The organism is Mycetocola reblochoni REB411, assembly GCF_900163835.1.
Lineage (GTDB): Bacteria > Actinomycetota > Actinomycetes > Actinomycetales > Microbacteriaceae > Mycetocola_B > Mycetocola_B reblochoni.
The window spans coordinates 1-20,960 of record NZ_FUKR01000046.1 but is presented as its reverse complement, the minus strand read 5'-3'; the positions used below and the strand labels follow the sequence as shown (position 1 = coordinate 20,960).

Sequence of the window (20,960 nt, the reverse complement as noted above, 5' to 3'; positions counted from 1 at the left end):
GCTCGAACGCTACCGGGCGACCAGCGTGATCATCGCGGCCTCCGGGCGGCAGGCGAAGCGCACCGGGGCGTAGATGGAGGTGCCGATGCCCGCGGAGACGTGCAGCTTCGCGCTGCGTCGGGCGTGACGCCACGAGCTGAGCCCCGACGCCTGGCGCCGCGGGATGTCGCAGTTGGCCACGAGGGCCCCGATGCCGGGGACGCAGACCTGGCCGCCGTGCGTGTGACCGGCGAGGATGAGCTCGGCGCCGTTCGTGACGAAGGAGTTCAGCACCCGCTGGTACGGCGCGTGGGCGACGCCGATACGCACCAGGTCCGAGACGTCGTGGTCGTCCTCGGCGAGGGACTCCTCGAGTTCGTCGAGCAGCACGGGCACACGGTCGAGGCGGTCCAGGCCGATGTGGGGGTCGTCGACGCCGAAAAGCACGAGCCGCGTGCCGCGAACGGTGAGCGAGGTCGCCGCATTGTTCAGGTCGGTCCAGCCGAGCCCGGCCGCGAAGAAGCGGTTCATCCGCTCGATGTCCAGGTCGGGGGTCCTGGCGGGTGCCCCCACCGAGGACGGGGCCGTGAAGTAGCGCAGCCAGTTCTTGCGCAGCGGACTGAAGTAGTCGTTCGAGCCGTTCACGAACATGCCCGGCGTCCCCGCGAACGGTGTCAGCGCCTTCTCGATACCGCCGATCCCGTCGACGTGGCCGAGGTTGTCCCCCGTGTCGACGACGAGGTCGGGGCGCTCGGCGATCAGCCCGGCAACCCACTCCTGCTTGTCCCGCTGCCACGGGGCCATGTGCAGGTCGGACAGGTGCAGCACCCGGATCGGCTCGGCCCCCGGGGGAAGCACGGCGACCTCGTAGCGCCGGACGGTGAACAGCCGGCGCTCGACGAGGGAGCCCCAGGCAAACGCCGCGGCGCCGGCGACCGCAGTGGCGAGCACTGCGGAGCCGACGCCGCGGACGAGGCGGTTGGCCGCCATCAGCACGACTCTCGGAGCACGTCGATGGTGACCGTGTCGCCGTCCTTGGCCTTCGACCCCTCACCGGGGCTCTGGCCGACGACCTTATCGATCTCGTCGTCGTCCTTGTCTCCGGTACGGCACTTCTCGTCGACGCTGAATCCGGCATCGCTGAGCGTCTTGGCCGCATCGCCGGGGCTGTCGCCCCTGACGTCGGGCACGTCACTCTCCTCGGCCTCGCCGGAGCTGGGCGTGATCGTCACCTGTGAGCCGCTCGCGGCGGAGGCGCCGCCGGCCGGGCTGGTGCTGGCCACCTTGCCCTCCTCGACGCTGGACTCCGCGGCGTCGCCGATCGCCCAGCTGAAGCCGACCGAGCGCAGCCGCTCCTGCGCCTCCTCCACCGTCAGGCCGGTGACGTCGGGGACCTGCGTCTGCGGTACGCGCGTGAGCGTCTCCGACGGCCCGGCGAAGTCGTCGCCGCCGAACTCGTTGATCGCCTGCTGCATGATGTCCCGCCAGAGGTAGAGCTTGGTCATGTGACCCGTGCCGGCATTGAAATAGGTCTGGTACATGCTGGCGTCGCCCTGGACAGCGCCGATCCACAGCGAGGTGACCGCCTTGCTCGTGCCACCGCTGATCCAGGAGGCACGCGCGTGGTCGCTCGTTCCGGTCTTGCCGTAGACCTCGGCGCCGGTCACCGCTGCACCCGCACCGGTTCCGCCGCCCTCGAAGACCGACTGCATGCCGAAGTTCGCGGTGTTCGCGACCTCCTTGTCGACGGCCTGGTGGCAGTCCTGCTCGGGCAGGGCCATCTCCTTGCCGTCGGGGCCGACGATCTTGTCGATCGCGGTGGGCTCGCAGTACTTGCCCTCCGTGCCGAGCGCGGCGACCGAGGCGGCGACCGTCAGCGGCGCCATCTCGTTGGAACCGAGCACGGAGGAGGGGTACTTGTCGAGCTCCTTGCCGTCGGCGCGGTGCGCACCGAGGTCCATCGCGGTGTCGCGGATCTTGCAGAGGTCGAGCTCGCGGGCCATGCCGAGGTACGCCGTGTTGATCGACTCCTTGGTGGCCTGCAGGGCGGTGACGCTGTTCGAGTACTGCGAGTTGAAGTTCTGCACCGGGTAGGTGAAGTTGTACGTTCCCCCCGCGCAGCTGTCGTTCCAGACGGACGGGTTGCGGTTGGCCGCGTCGACGATCCGCTCGTTGAGGGAATGGCCCTCCTTCAGCCATTCGACGAGCGTGTAGAACTTGTACGTCGAGCCGACCTGGAAGCCGCTCGAGCCACCGTAGGCATAGTCGGTGTTGTAGTTGATCGACGAGTACGCGGGGTCGTCCGTCTCGCCCGCGGCGTACTTGGTGTTCTGCACCATGGACAGCACGCGTCCCGTGCCCGGCTCGACCGTGCTGGCGGCGGCGCCGACCTTGCTGATCGCCTGGGGATTGGCGTCGACGTAGTTCTTCATCGACTTCTCGGCGGAGAGCTGCAGGTCGAGGTCGAGGGTGGTGTAGATGTTCAGCCCACCGCGGCGCAGGGTCGCCGAGCGCTCCTCGGCCGTGTCGCCGAAGGCGGGGTTGTTCTTGACCACGTTCTGCACGTAGTCGCAGAAGTACGCGGACCCGCCCGCCGTGTAGCAGCCGGTCGAGGGAGCGGTGATGTCGGGCTCGATCTTGGAGTCCTTGGCCTTGTCGGCCTCCTCCTGGGTGATCTTGCCCTCCTTCAGCATGTTGCTGATGACGTAGTTGCGCCGCTCTTTGGTCTGCTCCCAGTTGTTCTCCTCGGTGTTCGGCTTGCCGTTGGCGACGCCGTCCGGGTTGTCGATGCGGAGCGCGGAGGGGCTGTTCAGCATGGCGACGAGGGTCGCGGCCTCCTGGATGTTGACGTCCTTGGCGCTCTTGTTGAAGTAGTAGTTCGACGCGGTCTCGACGCCGTAGTTGAGCGAGCCGAAGTTGGCGAGGTTGAGGTAGCCCAGCAGGATGTCGTCCTTGCTGTACTGCTTCTCCACGCCAATCGCGTAGCGCATCTCCTTGAGCTTGCGCGCCATGCCCGACTGGCCGTCGGCGGTGGTGGCCTCGCTCGAGCAGGCCTGCAGCTCCTCCTCCGTGGTGGAGTGCTGCTCACAGTCCTGGACGAGGACGTTCTTGACGTACTGCTGCGTGATCGAGGACCCGCCCTGGGTCTGGCCGCCGACGACGTACGTCTTGACGATCGCCCTGGTCGTCCCCGCCACGTCGATGCCGCCGTGCTCGTAGAAGCGCGGGTCCTCGGTGGAGACGGCGGCGTCCTTCAGGGTCTGCGACACGTCGTCCCAGCCGACCTCCTGACGGTTCTGGTCGTAGAAGGACGCCAGCAGCTGGTTGTCGCCGTTCGCCTTGGTCACGTAGATGTTGGAGCGCTCCATGGGCTGGCCGATCTTCAGCACCTCGGGGAGCGAGTTGAACACGCCCATGGCGTTGTTGGCCGTCATGCCGGTGACGGCGAGCGCGGGGGTGACGGCAGCGGTGACGAGGAGGCCGGCCGCGGCGCTGAGGCCGACGAAGCCGAGCAGTCCACCGGCCGCACCCTGAGCAGTGCGTTTTCCTTGGGGCATAGGATCGAGTTTAGGCACTCTTGCTGAAAAACAACCTCCTCGGACGGTGTCCTGCGAGCGGTGCCTCGCCGGCGGGCGCCAGATCGCGCCGGACCTCTGTCAGAAAAACGACTGCGAAGGAGGTGGCCGTGACCCGCTGGGAGTACGTCACGACCCCGCTGATGATCCACACCACCGCCGCGATCCTCAACAACTGGGGGTCGGAGGGCTGGGAGCTCGTTCAGATCGTCACCGGTCCCGAGGGTGGCCTGGTGGCCTACCTCAAGCGCCCGATCGAGGGGGGCGAGGCCTGATGGGCGTCGAGCAGCGCCTGGCCGAGCTCGGCATCGAGCTGCCCGGTGTCGCCGTGCCGGTCGCGGCCTACGTCCCCGCGGTCCTCGACGGGGACCGCGTCTACACCTCTGGCCAGCTGCCCTTCGTCTCGGGAGCGCTCCCGGCCACGGGCAAGGTGGGCGACGGCCACGGCCTGGTCCCGGCCGAGGACGCCAAGGAGTACGCCCGCATCGCCGTGCTGAACGCGCTCGCGGCGGCGGCGAGCGTCATCGGTTCCCTTGACCGGGTGGTCCGGGTCGTCAAGGTGACCGGATTCGTCGCCTCGGAGCCGTCGTTCACGGGGCAGCCGGGCGTGATCAACGGTGCCTCCGAACTTCTCGGGGAGGTGTTCGGCGAGGCCGGCTCGCACGCGCGCTCAGCCGTCGGCGTGGCCGTGCTGCCGCTGGACGCACCGGTCGAGGTGGAGCTCATCCTGGCGGTGTCGCCGGAGGCCTGACCGCCGCGTGCGGCAGGGGAGGGGGCGATCGTCACGGCGATCGCCCCCTCCGCTCTGCGGTCCCACCGTCCTCCGTCGGCGTGCCGGGCGGAGGCGTCAGTGCCGCAGGCGCGAGGAGATCGTCTGCATCACGGCGGTGTCGGCCAGGGAGGTGGTGTCGCCGACCTCGCGACCCTCGGCGACGTCGCGCAGCAGCCGTCGCATGATCTTTCCCGAGCGGGTCTTCGGCAGCTCCTCCACCACGTAGATGTCCCTGGGCCTGGCGATGGCGCCGATCTGCTCGCCCACGTGGCGCCGGAGGACGGCGGCGACGTCGGCCACCTGGTGGGCGTGCTCGAGCTGGCTCGACTTGATGATCACGAACGCCACGACGGCCTGGCCTGTGGTCTCGTCGTCCGCCCCGATCACCGCCGCCTCGGCCGTGAACTCGTGCGCCACGAGGGCGGACTCGATCTCCGCGGTCGAGAGGCGGTGGCCGGAGACGTTCATCACGTCGTCGACGCGACCGAGCAGCCAGACGTCGCCGTCCTCGTCGCGTCTCGCGCCGTCGCCGGCGACGTACCGGTCGCCGAAGCGGGCCCAGTAGGTCTCGACGAAGCGCTCCGGGTCGTTCCAGATGCCGCGGAGCATGCTCGGCCACGGCTCCGTGACGACGAGCAGGCCCGACTGGCCGTTCGGCAGCGGGGCGCCCGCCTCGTCGACGATGTCGATGTCGATGCCGGGGATCGGTGTCTGTGCGCTGCCCGGCTTCAGCGTGGTGACGCCGGGGAGCGCGGACACCATGATCGCCCCCGTCTCCGTCTGCCACCAGGTGTCGACGATGGGGGTCGTGCCGGCGCCGACGATCTCGCGGAACCAACGCCACGCCTCCGGGTTGATGGGCTCGCCGACGCTTCCGAGCAGCCGCAGGCTGCTGAGGTCGCGGGCGAGCGGGATCTCCCTGCCCTGCTTCATGAAGGAGCGGACCGCCGTCGGTGCGGTGTAGAACGTGGTGACCCTGTACTTCTCGATGATGTCCCACCAGCGGCCGGGCGCGGGGGACTCGGGGGTCCCCTCGTAGATGACCTGTGTCGCACCGTTGGCGAGGGGGCCGTAGACGACGTAGCTGTGGCCGGTGATCCAGCCGATGTCGGCCGTGCACCAGTACACGTCCTGTTCCGGGTGCAGGTCGAACACGGTGCGGTGGGTGAACGCGGCCTGGGTGAGGTAGCCGCCGCTGGTGTGCAGGATGCCCTTCGGCTTGCCGGTCGTGCCGGAGGTGTACAGGATGAACAGCGGGTTCTCCGCGGGGAAGCCGGCCGGGTGGTGCTCGGCGTCCATGACGGGTACCTCGTCGTGCCACCACAGGTCCCTGCCGGGCACCCAGTCGATGACGTTGTCCCCTCGGTTCACGACGAGGACGTGTTCGACGGTCTCCTGCGGGCCCGCCCCTCCGCGCGCCGCGAGGGCCTGGTCGACGGCCGGCTTGAGCGGGGTCACCTTGCCCTTCCGCCAGCCGCCGTCCGCGGTGATGACCAGCTTGGCGCCCGCGTCGTCGATGCGTGAGCGCAGGCTGTCCGCGCTGAAACCGCCGAACACCACGGAGTGCACGGCGCCGATGCGCGCGACGGCGAGCATCGAGACGATCGCCTCAGGGATCATCGGAAGGTAGATGGCGACCCGGTCTCCCTGTCCGACCCCGAGCGCGGTCAGCAGGTTGGCGGTTCGGCAGACCTCCTCCGTCAGCTCCGCGTAGCTGATGCTCCTGCTGTCGCCGGGCTCACCCTCCCAGTGCAGGGCGATGCGCTCGCCCCGGCCGGCGGCGACGTGGCGGTCGAGGCAATTGTAGGCGACGTTGAGCTCGCCGTCGTGGAACCAGCGTGCGAAGGGTGGGTTCGACCAGTCCAGCACGGATGTGAAGGGGGTGCTCCAGCTCACCAGTTCGCGGGCCTGGTCGGCCCAGAACCCGAGGCGGTCCGCCGCCGCTTCCTCATACAATTCCGGTCCGGCGATCGCGTGGGCGGAGAACTCCTCGCTGGGGGCAAAACGGTCGTGCGTGTGGGGTGTGCTCATGGCTGACTCTCGCTCCTTTGCGACGACGCTCGTGTGCCACGGCGCTGTGGCTTCCCCCGAGCGTACCCGGCCGCCGACGGTGTGTTGGAGCCGCCGTGCGGGGGCGCGTGTCGGCCTGGCGCAGCGTGCCAGAAACCGTGTCCTCCAAAATGAGGACACAGCGCTTGCTGATTTGTATGCGCTTGTCTTATAGTTGTGCTCGGCCGGATTTTTCAAATTCGTGCAGGCGACGCCCCTACGGATTCCCCCCAATCCCGGCGTCGTCCAGGCGGCATCCATTCCCCCCAATGGATGCCGCCTTTCTTTGTGCCTCCGCATCGCGCTGTCGCGGTGACCGCGATCGCGGCACCCGGCCCCTCGGCCGTGACCGTCGGCCGTCGACGGAACGGGCCGGTCCTGCACACGGGGGTCGGGGCGACCGGTTCTGCCCGGGTCGGGTGAGGAACCGGTCGCCGCGGTGGGCGCATCTCGAGAATCGGTGCATGCACACCTCTCGTCTCCTCCACTCTCTCCGCTCACGGGCCGCTCTCGCCTCCGAGCTCGACGAACTCGCCTGGACCGTCTACGACCCAGGGATCAGCGACGTGTTCATCGACGAGGACTGCGGCCTGTGGACGATCGCGCGATCGGGGAGGCGCACCCGCCACGACGCGGCGCGAGTTCCTCCGGAGCGGCTGCGCGCGCTCGCGGTCGGGCTCATCGCCGCGGGCGGACGCCATTTGGATGTGGCCTGCCCCCTGGCCGATGTCGTGGTCGCCGATGGGGTGCGCGTGCACGCCGTGCTGGGATCGGCAGGGGTGGCGGGCACGAGCATCAGCATCCGCCTGCCGCGGATCGACCCCGTCACCCTCGACGACGTCGGGGTCGACCCCGCTTTGGGACCCGCGGCAGAGCTCAGGGCGTTGATCAGGGACGACGTCGACTCCCGCAGAACCACCCTCGTGACGGGCGCGACGGGATCCGGCAAGACCGCGCTGCTCTCCGCCCTGCTCGCGGAAGTGCCCGCAATGGAGCGGATCGTCTCGCTCGAGGACGTGGCCGAGCTGACACCCGACCACCCGCAGCACATCGTCCTGCGCACGCGTCAGGCGAACGCGGACGGCGCGGGCGCGATCGGGATCGACGAGCTGCTTGTGCAGGCGTTGCGCATGCGCCCTGACCGGCTCGTCGTCGGGGAATGCCGAGGGACGGAGGCCGTCGACATGCTCATGGCCTTCACCACCGGGCACGCGGGAGGCGGAAGCACGCTGCATGCTCCGAGCATCGACGACGTCCCGTCTCGGCTGTCGTCGCTGTGCTCCAGGGGCGGTCTCGCACCCGCCGCGACCGCGGAGCTCGCACTCTCGGCGATCGACAGGGTCGTTCACGTGCGGGCGGTCCCCGGGGGATCGTCGATCAGCGGATACGGTCGGCCACGCCCGGTGCCGGGCGGCTGGCGCGTGGAACCACTGCCGATCGAACCGTCGTCGGCGTCGACGCGTCGGATCGCGTCCTCGCCCCGCGCCACCACCCGTGAGCCCGCCCATGCGGCGTGAGCGGCCTGTCGGCGGCTCCGTCCGCTGCGGTCGCGGCAGGAACGGACGGGACGCGCGTGTGTTCCCGCTTCTGTGGACGCGCGGTCCTCGTCACCGGTCGTCGCCGTCGCTGTCGCGCGCCGCTGACGCCGCTGACGCCTCTCTGCTGCGTGCGCTCGCCGCGGGACTCCGGGCGGGGGTTCCGCCCGCGACGGCCTGGTGCGCCTTCGCACCGGACGGCGGGCAGGGGCGTGATCCGGGGACGGCGCCGATGCGCACCAGAGATGTGCCGTCGGCGATCGCCGAGCGCGGAGGGCACTGGTCCGCGGTCGCCGCTGTGTGGCAGGTCGCGTCAGAGGCCGGGTCGCCCCTGGCGTCGTCGCTCGACGAACTGGGGCGGGTGTTCGACGATGATGCGACGGTCGGCCGCCGCATCGACGAGTCGGTTGCCGGTCCGCGCGCATCCGCACGGATCATCCTGGGGGCACCCGTCGTCGCCATCGCGATGGCCACCGCCCTGGGGAACGCCCCGCTGTCGGTCCTGCTCGGCTCGGTGCTCGGCTGGACCGCGATCCTGTCCAGCGCCCTGCTCTGCCTCATCGGGTGGCGCTGGTCCCGACTGCTGATCGACCGGGTGTCACCGTCCGCCATCGCGCCCGAGACGCACGCCGTACTGACCGCTGTCGCCATCGAGGGAGGGGCGGACTCGCGCTCGGCGGTTGCACGAGCGAGCACGGCGTGCCGCCGCTTCGACCTGGACATCGACGACGGCGAGTCGGACACGGAGGCGGTGATCCGGCGTGCGTCGGGCCTCGGAGTCCCCGTGGTCGCGCTTCTTCGCGCGGATGCGGAGTCGGTCCGCCGCGCGAGGGCGAGCGCGGCGACCGCGTCCGCGGCAGCCCTCGCGCCGCGCATGCTGCTGCCCCTGGGTCTGTGCGCTCTCCCGGCATTCATCCTCGTCGGAATCGTGCCGTCCATTCTCAGCGTCGTCGGAGCAGGGTTCGGCGGCGGAGCCGGAGTCGTCTGGTGAGGGCCCCCGCGCGATGGAACACGCCGAACGCCCGGCTCCGTGCCCGCGTCACCGAGAACCAGAGTGGCCGAGCAGCGCGGCCGCGGGACCGCACCGCACGACGGTCGCGGGCGGGACCTGCCCGGCGCGGAGGAAGGACGGCCGCTGGCGACCGCCCGCTCCACCGTCCGGGATCGACAGCGAACAGAAAGGACGAACCATGTCTGAGAACAAGGACGAACCACGCATCGAGGAGGAACGGTCGCGAGGCGGCGGGACGGCGCCTCCGCTGCGGGCCACCACGTCCAGGGGCGACGCGAGCGGGGGAGCGCGCGGTCGCGACGCGGGGTCGGCGACGGCCGAGTACGTCATCGCGACGATGGCCGCCGTCGGCTTCGCGGGACTCCTCCGTCATCATGAAGAGCGCCGAGGTGAAGGGGTTCCTCCTCGACCTGGTCCGCACCGCCCTCGAGGTGCCGATGTGAACGGCCGCGCCGAGGCGCCGCCCGGTCGTCGGCGTGCGCTCGCCGTCGCAGGCTCTGAGGCGGGGACTGCGACCGCCGAGCTGGCCATCGTCCTGCCCGTGCTCGTTCTCGTGCTCGCCGTCGTGCTCGGTTCCGCACGGGTCGCCGTCGATCGGATGGTCCTCGGCGCGGCGGCGGTGGACGCCGTGCGGCTCGCGGTGAGGGGTGATGCGACCGGCAGGGACGGCGCCCTGCTCGCCGCGGGGCCGACCGCCCGTGTCGACCGTTTCGCCGAGGCGCCCCTGGAAGCGCACTCCGCACCGCCGGACGGGCAGACGCGGACCCCCGCCGACGCCGGCCCCACGGACTCCCGCGGCGAGGGTGGCGGCACGGACCCCGTGTGGTGCTTGAGCGTGTCATCGCGCTCGAGCCTGATCGCCGGGATCACCGTTCCGGTCAGGGCCACGGCGTGCGCGCTGACCGAGACCGCCGTGTCCGGGTCGGTGAATGAGGCGCCGGGGCGGGACCCGTCGCCGAGCGCCGCTGGGGACGGGAACCCATGAGCCCGCGAGCATCAGCGTCCGTCCCGGGCGACCGCGCCTCGGCGGAGTGTGGTGCTGCCAGCGCCGCGGCTCTCGGCGTGGTCGCGGTCGCGGTCGCACTGACCGCGATCATCCTGGGTGCGGCGACCGCTCTCCAGCACTCCGGGGCAGTCGCCCGTGCGGCCGACCTCGGTGCGTTGGTGGCAGCGGACACTCTGTTCGGGCATCATGGGGGAGAACCCTGCGCGAACGCCCGAATCGTCGTGGAATCGAATGGTGCCGAGCTGATCAGCTGCACGATCGGACACGACGCCCGGGTCGTGGCACGGCGACAGATTCTTGGTATCCCGTTCACGCGCAGCGCCCGGGCAGGCTGAGTGCTGCGGCCGAGGGAGGACCGTCGCCCCGAATGGACGTCGAGCGCCGGACGACGTCCGAGCGTGAGGCCGTCCGACGGTGCGGACGCACAGAAGTGGCGCACATCGCTATGTGTATGGTGTGCCTGAAGAAAGGAACCTGGTGACAGCTTCGAAAACCCTCGTCATCGTGGAGTCCCCGACCAAGATGAAGTCCATTGCCGGCTATCTCGGCGACGGCTACACGGTCCTGTCCTCCGTCGGGCACATCCGCGACCTGGCGGAGCCGAAGAACCTCCCCGTCGAGAAGAAGAAGGGCGGCCTCGGGAAGTTCGCGGTCGACATCGACAACGGGTTCGAGCCGTTCTACGTCGTCTCCGACTCGAAGAAGAAGACGGTCGCCGAGCTGAAACGGGCGCTCAAGGACGCCGACGAGCTTCTGCTCGCCACTGATGAGGACCGCGAGGGGGAGGCCATCGCCTGGCACCTGCTCCAGGTGCTGAACCCCAAGGTCCCCGTCAAGCGGATGGTGTTCCACGAGATCACCAAGGACGCGATCGTCGCGGCGACCCAGAACACCCGCGATCTCGACGTCTCCCTCGTCGACGCGCAGGAGACCCGCCGGATCCTCGATCGAATCTACGGTTACGAGATCTCGCCCGTGCTGTGGCGCAAGGTCGGCCCGAGCCTCTCCGCCGGACGCGTGCAGTCCGCGGCGACACGGCTGATCGTCGAGCGTGAGCGCGAGCGGCTCGCCTTTGTGGCGGCGTCCTACTGGGACCTCAGCGCCAAGGCGACCGCGGCCGAGTCCGCCCCGTTCGAGACGCGCCTGGTGCGTATCAACGGTGAGCGCATCGCCAGCGGCCGCGACTTCGACGACAACGGAACGTTGACGGGCAAGGCCGTCCTGCTCGACGAGGCGAGGACCACGGCGATCGCCGCGGGGCTCGCCGCGGCAGATGTGACGGTGTCATCCGTCGAGTCCAAGCCGTACTCCCGCCGCCCCGCGGCACCGTTCACCACGTCGACCCTCCAGCAGGAGGCCGCGCGAAAGCTCCGCTTCAGCGCGCGGCAGACCATGAGCGTCGCCCAGTCGCTGTACGAGAACGGCTACATCACCTACATGCGAACCGACTCGCCTGGACTCTCCGGCCAGGCGATCTCGGCGGCTCGGGCTCAGGCAACGGAACTGTACGGTGCGGACAGCATCCCGGCTAAGCCGCGGCAGTACACCGGCAGGTCGAAGGGCGCACAGGAGGCGCACGAGGCGATCCGCCCCTCCGGTGACACGTTCCGGACACCGCAGTCGCTCACCGGTTCGCTCAGCGGCAACGACTTCCGGCTGTACGAGCTGATCTGGAAGCGCACGGTCGCCAGCCAGATGGCCGACGCCAAGGGACAGACCGCGACCGTGACGCTCGCGACCGAGGTCGATGGCGACGCGCTGGAACTGACCGCCTCCGGAACGGTCATCACCTTCCGGGGCTTCCTCAACGCCTACGAAGAGGGAAGGGACGAGGAGCGCGGCGGTGCGCAGAACCCTCAGGAGGCGAAGCTTCCGCCGCTCACCGAGGGGCAGCGGGTGGCGCTGAGCGACGTCGAGGCCAAGGGGCACGAGACGACACCGCCTCCTCGCTACACCGAGGCGAGCCTGGTCAAGACGCTCGAGGAACTCGGCATCGGTCGACCGTCGACCTACGCCCAGACCATCGCGACGATCGTCGACCGTGGCTACGTCACTCAGCGCGGCCAAGCGCTGATCCCGAGCTGGATCGCGTTCAGCGTCGTGCGGCTGCTCGAGCAGCACTTCGGCGAGCTGGTGGAGTACGACTTCACCGCTGCAATGGAGGCCGACCTCGACCAGATCGCGGCGGGTGACAGGGACCGCACGGAGTGGCTGTCCTCGTTCTACTTCGGCAGCGACTCGCACACCGGTCTCAGGCAGGTCATCGACAACCTCGGCGAGATCGACGCGAGGGAGATCAACTCCATCCCCGTCACGGACGCGATCACCCTGCGAATCGGTAAGTACGGCCCGTACCTCGAGGTCGCCGCCGAGCAGGGCGAGACGCCGCGGAGGGTCAACCTGCCGCAGGACCTCGCCCCGGACGAGCTGACTCCCGCGAAGGCCCAGGAGCTCGTCGACGCGCCGGTGATCACCGACCGAGTCCTCGGCCAGGACCCGGAGACGGGTCGCGACATCGTCGCCAAGGACGGGCGGTTCGGTCCCTACGTGACCGAGGTGTTCCCCGAGCCCGAGCCGGAGATCGACCCGGCGACGGGCGAGGTGATCGAGAAGCCGAAGCCCAAGCGCGGCGCGAAGGCGGCGGCGGTCAAGCCGAGAACGGCCTCGCTGTTCAGCTCCATGTCGCTGGACACGATCGACATCGACACGGCAATGTCCTTGCTGACTCTTCCCCGTGTCGTCGGTGTCGACGAGGAGTCGGGCGCGGAGATCACGGCCCAGAACGGCCGATACGGTGCCTACCTGAAGAAGGGGACGGACACCCGGTCGCTGGAGAGCGAGGAGCAGATCTTCGACATCACGCTCGAGGGGGCGACGGCGCTGTTCGCGCAGCCGAAGTTCGGCAACAGGCGTGCCGCGAGTGCGCTTCGCGAGTTCGATGCCGATCCGGTGAGCGGGAAGCCGGTGCGGGTCAAGGACGGACGTTTCGGGCCCTACATCACCGACGGGACCACGAACGTCACGGTCCCCAAGTCGGAGAGCATCGAGGACCTCACCTTCGACAGGGCGGTGGAGCTGCTCGCGGAGAAGCGCGCGAAGGGTCCCGCGAAGAAGGCACCGGCCAAGAAGGCGCCCGCTAAGAAGGCGCCCGCTAAGAAGGCGCCGGCGGCGAAGTCCAGCCCGGCCGAGGCGGAGACCACGGCGACAGCGAAGAAGGCTCCTGCGCGAACGTCCCCGGCGAAGAAGACCGGCGCCGCGAAGACCGGCGCCGCGAAGACCGGCGCCGCGACGACCACCGCTGCGGATTCCTCCCCCGGCGTCGGCGACGAAAGCGCCGGCTGACCGTGACCGGCGTCGTGGATGGCGTCAGCGAGGAGGCGGCACCCGACAGCGTCACCCCCGGCCGCGCGGGGAGGGGGCTGTTCATCACCTTCGAGGGTGGTGACGGCTCCGGCAAGACCACGCAGTCGGGGCTGCTCGCCGCCGCCCTGTCCGACAGGGGGCGGTCGGTCCTGCACACCAGGGAGCCGGGGGGAACCGAGATCGGCGTGACGATCCGCGAGCTCGTGCTGCACCACCGCGGCGAGATCGATGCACGAGCCGAGGCGCTCCTGTACGCGGCGGACCGTGCGCAGCACATCGCGACGGTGGTCCGGCCCGCGCTCGCCGCGGGAACGGTCGTGCTGCAGGACCGCTACCTGGACTCCTCGGTCGCCTACCAGGGCATGGGCCGTGGGCTCGGCCGCGACCGGATCCGTTCGCTGTCGCTGTGGGCTGCCGACGGCCTGCTGCCCGACCTCACCGTCCTCCTCGACCTGAGTGTCGAGGACGGGCGCGCCCGCCTCGACAGGGCGCGGACTCGATACGACCGGCTCGAGTCCGAGGCCGCCGAGTTCCACGAGCGCGTCCGCCGGGTCTACCTCGACTCGGCCGAGGCCGAGCCCGAGCGTTTCCTCGTCGTCGACGCTGCCCGGCCGCCCGAGGACATCGCCTCCGCCGTCCTCGAGCGCGTCCTCCAGTTGGTGGGCTCGTAGCCTCCCCGTCGGCGGCGGCCAGTACGCTTGACGTCATGGGACTCTGGGACGACGTCATCGGTCAGCCTGACGCCGTCGCGACCCTGAGGGCGGCCGCGGCGGCCGACCCGGACGACCCGCACGCGGGCATGACGCACGCGTGGCTCATCACCGGGCCCCCCGGCTCGGGGCGTTCCACCCTCGCCTACGCCTTCGCCGCCGCGCTCCTCGGCGGCGGGCCGGAGATCGAGACCCAGGTCGCCGCCCGCACCCACCCGGACCTGACCGTTCTCCGGACGGAGAAGGTGATCATCTCCATCGACGAGGTCCGCTCACTGGTCTCCTCCGCTCACTACGCGCCGTCGAGCGGCCGATACCGGGTCATGGTGATCGAGGACGCCGACCGGATGAGCGAGCGCACCTCGAACCTGCTGCTCAAGTCGCTCGAGGAGCCCCCGGAGCGCACGGTGTGGCTGCTGTGCGCGCCGAGCGAGGCCGACCTGATCCCCACGATCCGCTCCCGCGTGCGCAGCGTCAGGCTGAGCGTGCCAGGCATCGCCGACGTCGCGGCGCTGCTCGAGCGCAGGGACGGTGTCCCGGCCGAGCTCGCCGAGCAGTCCGCTCGGCACGCGCAGAGCCACATCGGCATGGCCAGGGCGCTCGCCACCGACAGCGGTGCGAGGGAGCGGAGAGACGCCGCGGTCGACGCCGTGCTCTCCATCGGTTCCGTGGCCGACGCCGTCGCCGTGGCCGCCCGGCTCGTCGAGATCGCCGCGGCGGACGCGGCCGCCCTGGGCGAGGCCAAGAACGAGCGCGAACGGGCGGAGCTGCTGCGCTCGCTCGGCCTCCAGGAGGGGCAGAACGTCCCGCCGGCCCTGCGCTCCCAGGTCCGATCGCTCGAGGAGGACCAGAAGCGTCGGGCCACCCGTGCCCAGCGCGACGGCATCGACCGCATCCTCGTCGACCTCATGGCCGTGTACCGCGACCTCGTGCTCCGTCAGCTCGGTGCGGACACGGCGCTCATCCACAGCGAACGCGCCGAACAGCTGGAGGAGCTCGCCCGGCAGAATCCCGTCGAACGGACCCTGCAGACGCTCGACGCGATCGCGACCACCAGGCGACGTCTCGGCTCCAACGTCGCACCCACCCTCGCCCTGGAGGCGCTCCTCGTCTCCGCACCACGAAAGGCACTCGCATGACCGCGTCCTCTCGCACGCACCGCCGTCGTCTGCGCAGGGTCGCGGTCCTCGCCGTCGCCACCGTGACGGCGCTGTCGCTCAGCGGCTGCGTGACGGCGTTCCTGCCCGAGAACACGGCCAGCCCGGTGCAGCCGCAGCTGTCGACGCCGTACCCGCAGGACGTGGACGAGGACCTCGCCCCCTACTACCAGCAGCAGATCTCCTGGACCCCGTGCGACGACGGCTCGGAGATGCTCTGCGCCGAGGCGACGGTCCCCGCGGACTGGTCGGACCCCGGCAACGGTTCGATCGCGCTGGCGCTGGTCATGCACCCCGCCACGGGCCAGAGGCTCGGCTCGCTCCTGACCAACCCCGGCGGTCCGGGGGCCTCCGGCGTCGACCTGATCAGGGACAGCCTGGACTTCGCCGTCGGGGAGCCGCTGCAGGAGCGTTTCGACGTCGTCGGCTTCGACCCGCGCGGTGTCGGCCGGTCCGCCCCCGTCTCCTGCCTCGACGGCCCCGAGATGGACGACTACCTGTACGGCATCCCGAGCGCCACCAGGGGAAGCGACGACTGGATCGGCGAGATGCAGACCTCCGCCAAGCGGTTCGCACGCGCCTGCGAGCAGAACAGCTCGACGTCGCTCGGCGACATCACCACCGTCGCCGCGGCACGGGACATGGACGTGCTGCGGGCCGCCCTCGGCGACGAGAAGCTCAGCTACCTCGGGTACTCCTACGGGACCTTCCTCGGCGCCAGCTACGCGGGTCTGTACCCCGAACGGGCGGGACGCCTCGTCCTCGACGGCGCTCTCGACCCCAGCGCGAGCTCCGCGGAGGTCACGACGGCCCAGGCGGTCGGCTTCGAGCGCTCCCTCGACGCCTACCTGACGGACTGCCTCGCCTCGGACGACTGCCCCTTCACGGGGACGGTCCAGACGGCGAGGTCCACCGTGGCCGGCTTGCTGAGCGACGCGGACGCGGAGCCGTTGCCCGCCGACGACGGCCGACTGCTCGGCGCCAACACCCTCGTCACGGCGATCATCTACCCGCTCTACTCTGCCGACGCGTGGCCGCAGCTGAGCACCATGTTCGCCGCGGTGATGGGGGGCGACCCGACGCAGGCGTTCGACTTCGCCGACGCGTACAACGGGCGCAGCGCCGACACCGGGGAGTACACCGACAACTCGACCGAAGCCTTCACCGCCTACAACTGCGCGGACTACCCCGTGAGCACGGACACCGCCGTGATGGCCGAGCAGGCCGCAGCACTGGCGACGGCTGCGCCGCTGATCGGGCCGTACATGGGCTACGGCGACATCGGCTGCGTCGATTGGCCCATCGCCGAACATGCGGAGCGCACCGCGATCACCGCGGAGGGCGCACCGCCGATCCTCGTGATCGGCACGAGCAACGACCCGGCGACGCCCTACGCCTGGGCCGAGGCACTCGCCGACCAGCTCGACAGCGGCGTGCTGGTCAGCTACGAGGGGGAGGGCCACACGGCGTACAACAAGGGCAGCGCCTGCGTGAACGACACCGTCGAGGACTACCTCATCGACGGGACGGTTCCCGACTCCGACCCGCACTGCTGAGCCGGCCGCACCGCCTCCCCGGTGCCGTGACGCGCCAGCCGGGGCCGGTTCGTGCAACGCTGCGGGGCACGCTATAGTCTTGTGGTGTGCACGCGGCAGGACCGTGGTCACGCCGCCTTAGCTCAGTCGGTAGAGCGATTCACTCGTAATGAATAGGTCACCAGTTCGATTCTGGTAGGCGGCTCCGTCGAAGCCCCGGTGATCCCCGAGATCCCGGGGCTTCTCTGCGTCACGGGTTGTGCTTGTTGGGGCCCCGCTTATCAAGGGCACTGCGTGTCATGCGCCGCGCTCATCAAGGGTCCTGCGTGTCGCGGTCCTGCGCGTGTCGCGGGACTGTGCGTGTCAGCGCCCCGTCTGTCTCAGGCTCCGCTCGTCAGCCGGGCCCACTCCGATCGCGGGCCCGCCCGACAGGGTTCAGCCCGAGGCCACGACCGGTTCCACGGCCGTTCACGTCGGCTCCCTACCGTCGACCCGTGCGCGCGGTGCGCCACGACGACAGCAACAGAGAGAAGACATGACGATGGGACCTGGTTCCAACACGGCGCCGATCGCGCGATCCGCTGCGGCGATCGGCGCGGCCCTCACCCTCACCCTCGCGGTGGGTGCCCTGCCCGGCGCCGCCCCCGCCGCACACGCGGCAGAACTGCCCGACACCCTCATCAGCACCGCTGAGACGGAGTGGGCCTACTCAGACAACAACACCGACCCGTCGGCCGGCTCCGCGGACCGGCTCAGCTGGACCGCGGGCGACTACGACGACTCCGGCTGGGCCCAGGCGAAGGGCAGCTTCGGCGCGAAGAACGGCACCGCCAGCGGCATCGGCGGCGGACACGGCGTCAACACGCTGCTGCGCCACTACATCGACGGCGTCAAGGCCCCCGCCGTCCCCACCTACCACTTCCGCAGCGACGTCACGCTGAGCGCGGAGCAGATCGAGCACATCGCGGCGCTGCGCGGCACCGTCACCTACGACGATGCGGTCCAGATCTTCGTCAACGGCACCCAGGTCGCCGGGTTCGTGGACGACGCCGTGACGGCCGCCCCCGAGTCGGATCGCAACCTCATGTACGCCGGTGCGAGCAACGGCGACCCCCTGACCAGCAGCTTCGACGTGCCCGTCGACACGCTGAAGCCGGGGGAGAACACCGTCTCGGTCGCCCTCTACCAGGACCGTGCCAGCAGCTCCGACATCTACTTCGACTTCGATGAACTCCGCGTCATCGGGGCCGACGACCCCGCATCGCTGTCTGACATCGTGCTGACGGTCGGCTCCGACGAGTCCGAGCGCAACGTCACCTGGTACTCCGACATCGACACCGAGCAGAGCGTTCAGCTGGCCGAGGGGACCGCGAGCGGCGCCTTCCCCGCCGACGCGGCGACCGTCGTCCCGGCCAGCGGCGGAGCCACCACCAGCGGCGAGTTCAACCGTGCCGCCACGCTCACGGGCCTGGCCGAGAACACCGACTACGTGTACCGCGTCGGCAGTGACGCGAGCGGCTGGTCCGAGCCGTTCTCGTTCCGCACCGCCACGTTCAGCGGCGACTACAACTTCCTCTTCGTCGGCGACCCGCAGATCGGCGCCTCGGGCAACGTCCAGAACGACCAGGACGGCTGGGCCGACACCCTGAACGTCGCACAGGAGGCGTACCCGGACAGCGAGCTGCTCTTCTCCGCGGGCGACCAGGTCGAGCGCGCCACCAATGAGGACCACTACCAGGCCTTCCTCGCCCCCGATCAGCTGCGCGAGCTCCCGCTCGTCCCGGTGAACGGCAACCACGACGTCGGCTCGAAGGCCTACGAGCAGCACTTCACCGTGCCCAACCTCGACGAGACCGCCGGCGCGGCGACCTCGGCGACCTCCTCGGGCGGCGACTACTGGTTCACCCACAAGGACGTGCTCTTCGTCGTGCTCAACTCCAACAACGGCGACGTCGACAGCCACGCCGCGTTCATGGAGCGCGTGATGACGGAGCAGGGCGACAAGGCGAAGTGGACGGTCCTCGCCTTCCACCACTCGATCTACTCGGTCGCGGCCCACGTGGACGACACCCAGATCACGGACCTGCGCGCCGCGCTGCCGACCGTCATCTCCGACCTCGGCTTCGACCTGGTGCTTCAGGGTCACGACCACAGCTACACCCGCAGCTACCTGATCAAGGACGGCGAGCTCGCCGACCCGGAGGAGACGGCGGCGGCCCCCGAGGTCGTGGCCGGCGAGGGCGAGGTCCTCTACGTGACGGCGAACTCGGCCAGCGGCTCCAAGTACTACGACGTCAAGGCCCCTGACGCCTGGTACGCCTCCGTGATCAACCAGGAGAAGATCCGCAACTACTCCAACATCGACGTGACCGACGACGCGATCACCGTCACCACCCTCCGTAGCGAGGCCTCCTCGAGCGCACGTGCCGTCAACGAGGTTGTCGACTCGGTCACGCTGCGCAAGGAGGACACGACGGCTCCGACCATCAACGCTCCGAGCGCGACGACGGTGACCCAGGGCGACTCCTTCGACCCGCTGGCCGGGGTGACCGCGTCTGACGAGCGCGACGGCGACCTGACCTCCGGGATCACGGTGTCCGGCTCGGTCGACACGGCAACCGTCGGCAGCTACGAGCTGAGCTACGCGGTGAGCGACGCCGCGGGCAACGAGGCGAGCGCGCAGCGTATCGTCACGGTCGTGGCGGCCGGTGCGGGAACGGGCAGCGACAGCGACGGCTCCGCCGACGGAGCCGCTGAGGGAAGCGGCTCGGACTCCTCCGGCTCCGCTGACTCCTCCGGCTCGGCCGACTCCGGATCGGCCGGCTCCGACGGCTCTGAGGGCACGTCGCAGTCCGCGGCCGAGGGCTCCGGCTCCTCCGGCACGGCCGGTGCGGGCACAGGCACCGGCACCGGCGCGACCGTCTCCGGTTCCGCCGCCTCGACCGGTGGCGCGCTGGCCAGCACGGGTGCCGCCGGTGCGATCGGGTTCGGCGTCCTCGCCGCGGCTCTGATCGCCCTCGGTGTGGTCCTCTCCCGCCGCCGCGGCGCGGCTGAGCGGGGCTAGCACCCGCCACGGGGACGGGGCGGCGCCGGGGGAGCCCGGTGCCGCCCCGTCCCCGGCGTCGGTGGCAACGTCGGATCGGAAGGAACGCGACATGGGAACAGCTCGGCCCGGACACCGCGGGATGGCGCGCGCGCTGCTGGGCTGTGCCCTCGTGGCCAGCGCGCTGACCGGATGCGCCACCTCGCCGCCGGCGGACACCGCATCGGTCGGCGCGACCCCGGACGAGACCGGAACGCTCCCCGGGCTGCCCGCCCCGGGGGCGACGATCGACCCGGGGGCCGGCGCGGTCGAGCAGGTCGAGCTCACGGCGCAGGACGAGGTCGCGCTGATCGTCCCCGCCGACCCCGACGAGGGGGAACAGGCCACCATCGACGGCGTCCTCGCCGGACTCGCGCCCGCGACCACGAGCACGACCGTCGTCGACGTCCAGGCGGAGCCGGGGGACGACGGCATCGCGGCGGCCGCCGACGCCGGGCCCGCCCTCGTCGTTGTCGTCGGCCCGACCGCGCTCGACGCCGTCGACCGCGTCTCTGCGGGACGGCTGGAGCGGCAGTTCCTCATCGTGGGGGCCCAGCTGCCGGAACCGACCGCGAACGTGACCGCCGTCATCTGGCCGGGCGCCGACCAGCGCGGTGCAGCCGGTGCAGCCGGTGCGGCGGGCACGAGCGGGGAATCCGCGGTGGCGGACACCGAGGCCGCGCGGGCCGCGGGCGAGGCGGCGGTGACGCGGGGCGTCGGGGCCGCGCTCGGCGGCGGAGCCGGTTTCGTCTATGCCCTGGACGGCGAGGGATGACCCCCTCGGCCATACTGGGACGGTGACCCCCTCCGTTCCCGAGCCGCCCGAGACGCCCGAGCCGGCACAGCCGGACGCCGAGCTGCCGGTGGCCGAGTTCGCGTTCCCCGGGCCGCTGCGCGACCGGCTCGTCGCGGCGATCCTCGACGGACGCAAGACGACGACCACCGCGCTCGCCGTCGAGTACGACATCGAGGGCGAGGCGCTGCCCGAGGTCGGGTCGCGCCAGCGGGTTGTCGACTCGGCCGGGCGCGCCGTCGCGGTCATCGAGACCGTGCGGGTCCGGCTCTGCCCGCTCGGCGAGGTGCCCTGGGAGCATGCGAGGGACGAGGGCGAGGGCCACGAGGACGTCGCACAGTGGCGGCGCGGCCACGAACGCTTCTGGCGCAGCGAGGAGATGACCGCGGCAC

General features: G+C 70.6%; 16 protein-coding genes and 1 tRNA gene. 14 read left to right on the top strand and 3 right to left on the bottom strand.

The features are described from left to right. Positions 1–9: 9 nt before the first annotated feature. Positions 10–969, bottom strand: coding sequence for a metallophosphoesterase (locus tag FM119_RS08120; protein WP_087137175.1), 960 nt, complete (start codon positions 967–969; stop codon positions 10–12). Next, positions 969–3,536: a transglycosylase domain-containing protein gene (locus FM119_RS08115; protein WP_087137174.1), complete on the bottom strand. Its 2,568-nt coding sequence runs from the start codon at positions 3,534–3,536 to the stop codon at positions 969–971. Before FM119_RS08115 ends, FM119_RS08120 begins: the two co-directional genes overlap by 1 nt. Positions 3,537–3,664: 128 nt before the next feature. Between FM119_RS08115 and FM119_RS13615 the strand changes: the two genes are divergently transcribed. Continuing rightward, the gene (locus FM119_RS13615) at positions 3,665–3,829 is read left to right on the top strand and encodes a Sp36 family protein (protein WP_121657488.1); all 165 of its coding nucleotides are present in this window, start codon (positions 3,665–3,667) and stop codon (positions 3,827–3,829) included. Continuing rightward, positions 3,829–4,305, top strand: a complete 477-nt coding sequence (locus FM119_RS08110; RefSeq protein ID WP_179205265.1) for a RidA family protein — start codon at positions 3,829–3,831, stop codon at positions 4,303–4,305. The genes FM119_RS13615 and FM119_RS08110 overlap by 1 nt, the downstream gene beginning before the upstream one ends. A 96-nt stretch (positions 4,306–4,401) precedes the next feature. Here the strand turns inward: FM119_RS08110 and acs are convergent, their stop codons facing one another. Further along, entirely contained in the window at positions 4,402–6,357 is a 1,956-nt protein-coding gene (acs, locus tag FM119_RS08105) for an acetate--CoA ligase (RefSeq protein WP_087137173.1), read from the bottom strand. Positions 6,358–6,839: 482 nt separating this feature from the next. Between acs and FM119_RS08100 the strand changes: the two genes are divergently transcribed. The 12 genes from FM119_RS08100 to FM119_RS08050 all read left to right on the top strand — a co-directional run. Further along, the gene (locus FM119_RS08100; protein ID WP_179205264.1) at positions 6,840–7,892 is read left to right on the top strand and encodes a TadA family conjugal transfer-associated ATPase; all 1,053 of its coding nucleotides are present in this window, start codon (positions 6,840–6,842) and stop codon (positions 7,890–7,892) included. 250 nt (positions 7,893–8,142) lie between these two features. Next, the gene (locus FM119_RS13900; RefSeq protein WP_179205263.1) at positions 8,143–8,901 is read left to right on the top strand and encodes a type II secretion system F family protein; all 759 of its coding nucleotides are present in this window, start codon (positions 8,143–8,145) and stop codon (positions 8,899–8,901) included. Positions 8,902–9,100: 199 nt separating this feature from the next. Then, positions 9,101–9,907, top strand: a complete 807-nt coding sequence (locus tag FM119_RS08095) for a DUF4244 domain-containing protein (RefSeq protein ID WP_179205262.1) — start codon at positions 9,101–9,103, stop codon at positions 9,905–9,907. Beyond that, a complete protein-coding gene (locus FM119_RS14405; RefSeq protein WP_121657474.1) occupies positions 9,904–10,263 on the top strand; it encodes an Rv3654c family TadE-like protein in 360 nt (119 codons plus the stop codon). The genes FM119_RS08095 and FM119_RS14405 overlap by 4 nt, the downstream gene beginning before the upstream one ends. A gap of 142 nt (positions 10,264–10,405) precedes the next feature. Continuing rightward, a complete protein-coding gene (topA, locus tag FM119_RS08085; RefSeq protein WP_087137169.1) occupies positions 10,406–13,270 on the top strand; it encodes a type I DNA topoisomerase in 2,865 nt (954 codons plus the stop codon). A gap of 14 nt (positions 13,271–13,284) precedes the next feature. Beyond that, complete coding sequence (gene tmk / locus FM119_RS08080; RefSeq protein WP_087137184.1) at positions 13,285–13,962, top strand: dTMP kinase; 678 nt, start codon at positions 13,285–13,287, stop codon at positions 13,960–13,962. Between the two features lie 35 nt (positions 13,963–13,997). After that, positions 13,998–15,140, top strand: coding sequence for a DNA polymerase III subunit delta' (locus tag FM119_RS08075; protein ID WP_087137168.1), 1,143 nt, complete (start codon positions 13,998–14,000; stop codon positions 15,138–15,140). Further along, a complete protein-coding gene (locus FM119_RS08070) occupies positions 15,137–16,714 on the top strand; it encodes an alpha/beta hydrolase (RefSeq protein WP_087137167.1) in 1,578 nt (525 codons plus the stop codon). Before FM119_RS08075 ends, FM119_RS08070 begins: the two co-directional genes overlap by 4 nt. Before the next feature lie 111 nt (positions 16,715–16,825). Then, positions 16,826–16,898, top strand: a tRNA-Thr gene (locus FM119_RS08065). A gap of 330 nt (positions 16,899–17,228) precedes the next feature. Beyond that, the gene (locus FM119_RS08060; protein WP_087137166.1) at positions 17,229–19,757 is read left to right on the top strand and encodes an immunoglobulin-like domain-containing protein; all 2,529 of its coding nucleotides are present in this window, start codon (positions 17,229–17,231) and stop codon (positions 19,755–19,757) included. A gap of 91 nt (positions 19,758–19,848) precedes the next feature. Next, positions 19,849–20,550 (top strand): hypothetical protein, encoded by a 702-nt coding sequence (locus FM119_RS08055; RefSeq protein ID WP_143822657.1) that lies wholly within the window; start codon positions 19,849–19,851, stop codon positions 20,548–20,550. 22 nt (positions 20,551–20,572) lie between these two features. Beyond that, positions 20,573–20,960, top strand: a 388-nt coding sequence (locus tag FM119_RS08050) for an ASCH domain-containing protein (protein ID WP_218778746.1), incomplete at its 3' end; no start/stop codon positions are given.

Bases quoted from the DNA above. Each gene is read 5' to 3' on its own strand.
- FM119_RS08055 (WP_143822657.1), top strand. From the start codon at position 19,849: ATGGGAACAGCTCGGCCCGGACACCGCGGGATGGCGCGCGCGCTGCTG.
- acs (WP_087137173.1), bottom strand. From the start codon at position 6,357: ATGAGCACACCCCACACGCACGACCGTTTTGCCCCCAGCGAGGAGTTC.
- FM119_RS08095 (WP_179205262.1), top strand. From the start codon at position 9,101: ATGTCTGAGAACAAGGACGAACCACGCATCGAGGAGGAACGGTCGCGA.
- FM119_RS08100 (WP_179205264.1), top strand. From the start codon at position 6,840: ATGCACACCTCTCGTCTCCTCCACTCTCTCCGCTCACGGGCCGCTCTC.
- FM119_RS08060 (WP_087137166.1), top strand. From the start codon at position 17,229: ATGACGATGGGACCTGGTTCCAACACGGCGCCGATCGCGCGATCCGCT.
- FM119_RS08110 (WP_179205265.1), top strand. From the start codon at position 3,829: ATGGGCGTCGAGCAGCGCCTGGCCGAGCTCGGCATCGAGCTGCCCGGT.
- FM119_RS08075 (WP_087137168.1), top strand. From the start codon at position 13,998: ATGGGACTCTGGGACGACGTCATCGGTCAGCCTGACGCCGTCGCGACC.
- FM119_RS13900 (WP_179205263.1), top strand. From the start codon at position 8,143: ATGCGCACCAGAGATGTGCCGTCGGCGATCGCCGAGCGCGGAGGGCAC.
- FM119_RS14405 (WP_121657474.1), top strand. From the start codon at position 9,904: ATGAGCCCGCGAGCATCAGCGTCCGTCCCGGGCGACCGCGCCTCGGCG.
- FM119_RS08115 (WP_087137174.1), bottom strand. From the start codon at position 3,536: ATGCCCCAAGGAAAACGCACTGCTCAGGGTGCGGCCGGTGGACTGCTC.
- FM119_RS08120 (WP_087137175.1), bottom strand. From the start codon at position 969: ATGGCGGCCAACCGCCTCGTCCGCGGCGTCGGCTCCGCAGTGCTCGCC.
- FM119_RS08070 (WP_087137167.1), top strand. From the start codon at position 15,137: ATGACCGCGTCCTCTCGCACGCACCGCCGTCGTCTGCGCAGGGTCGCG.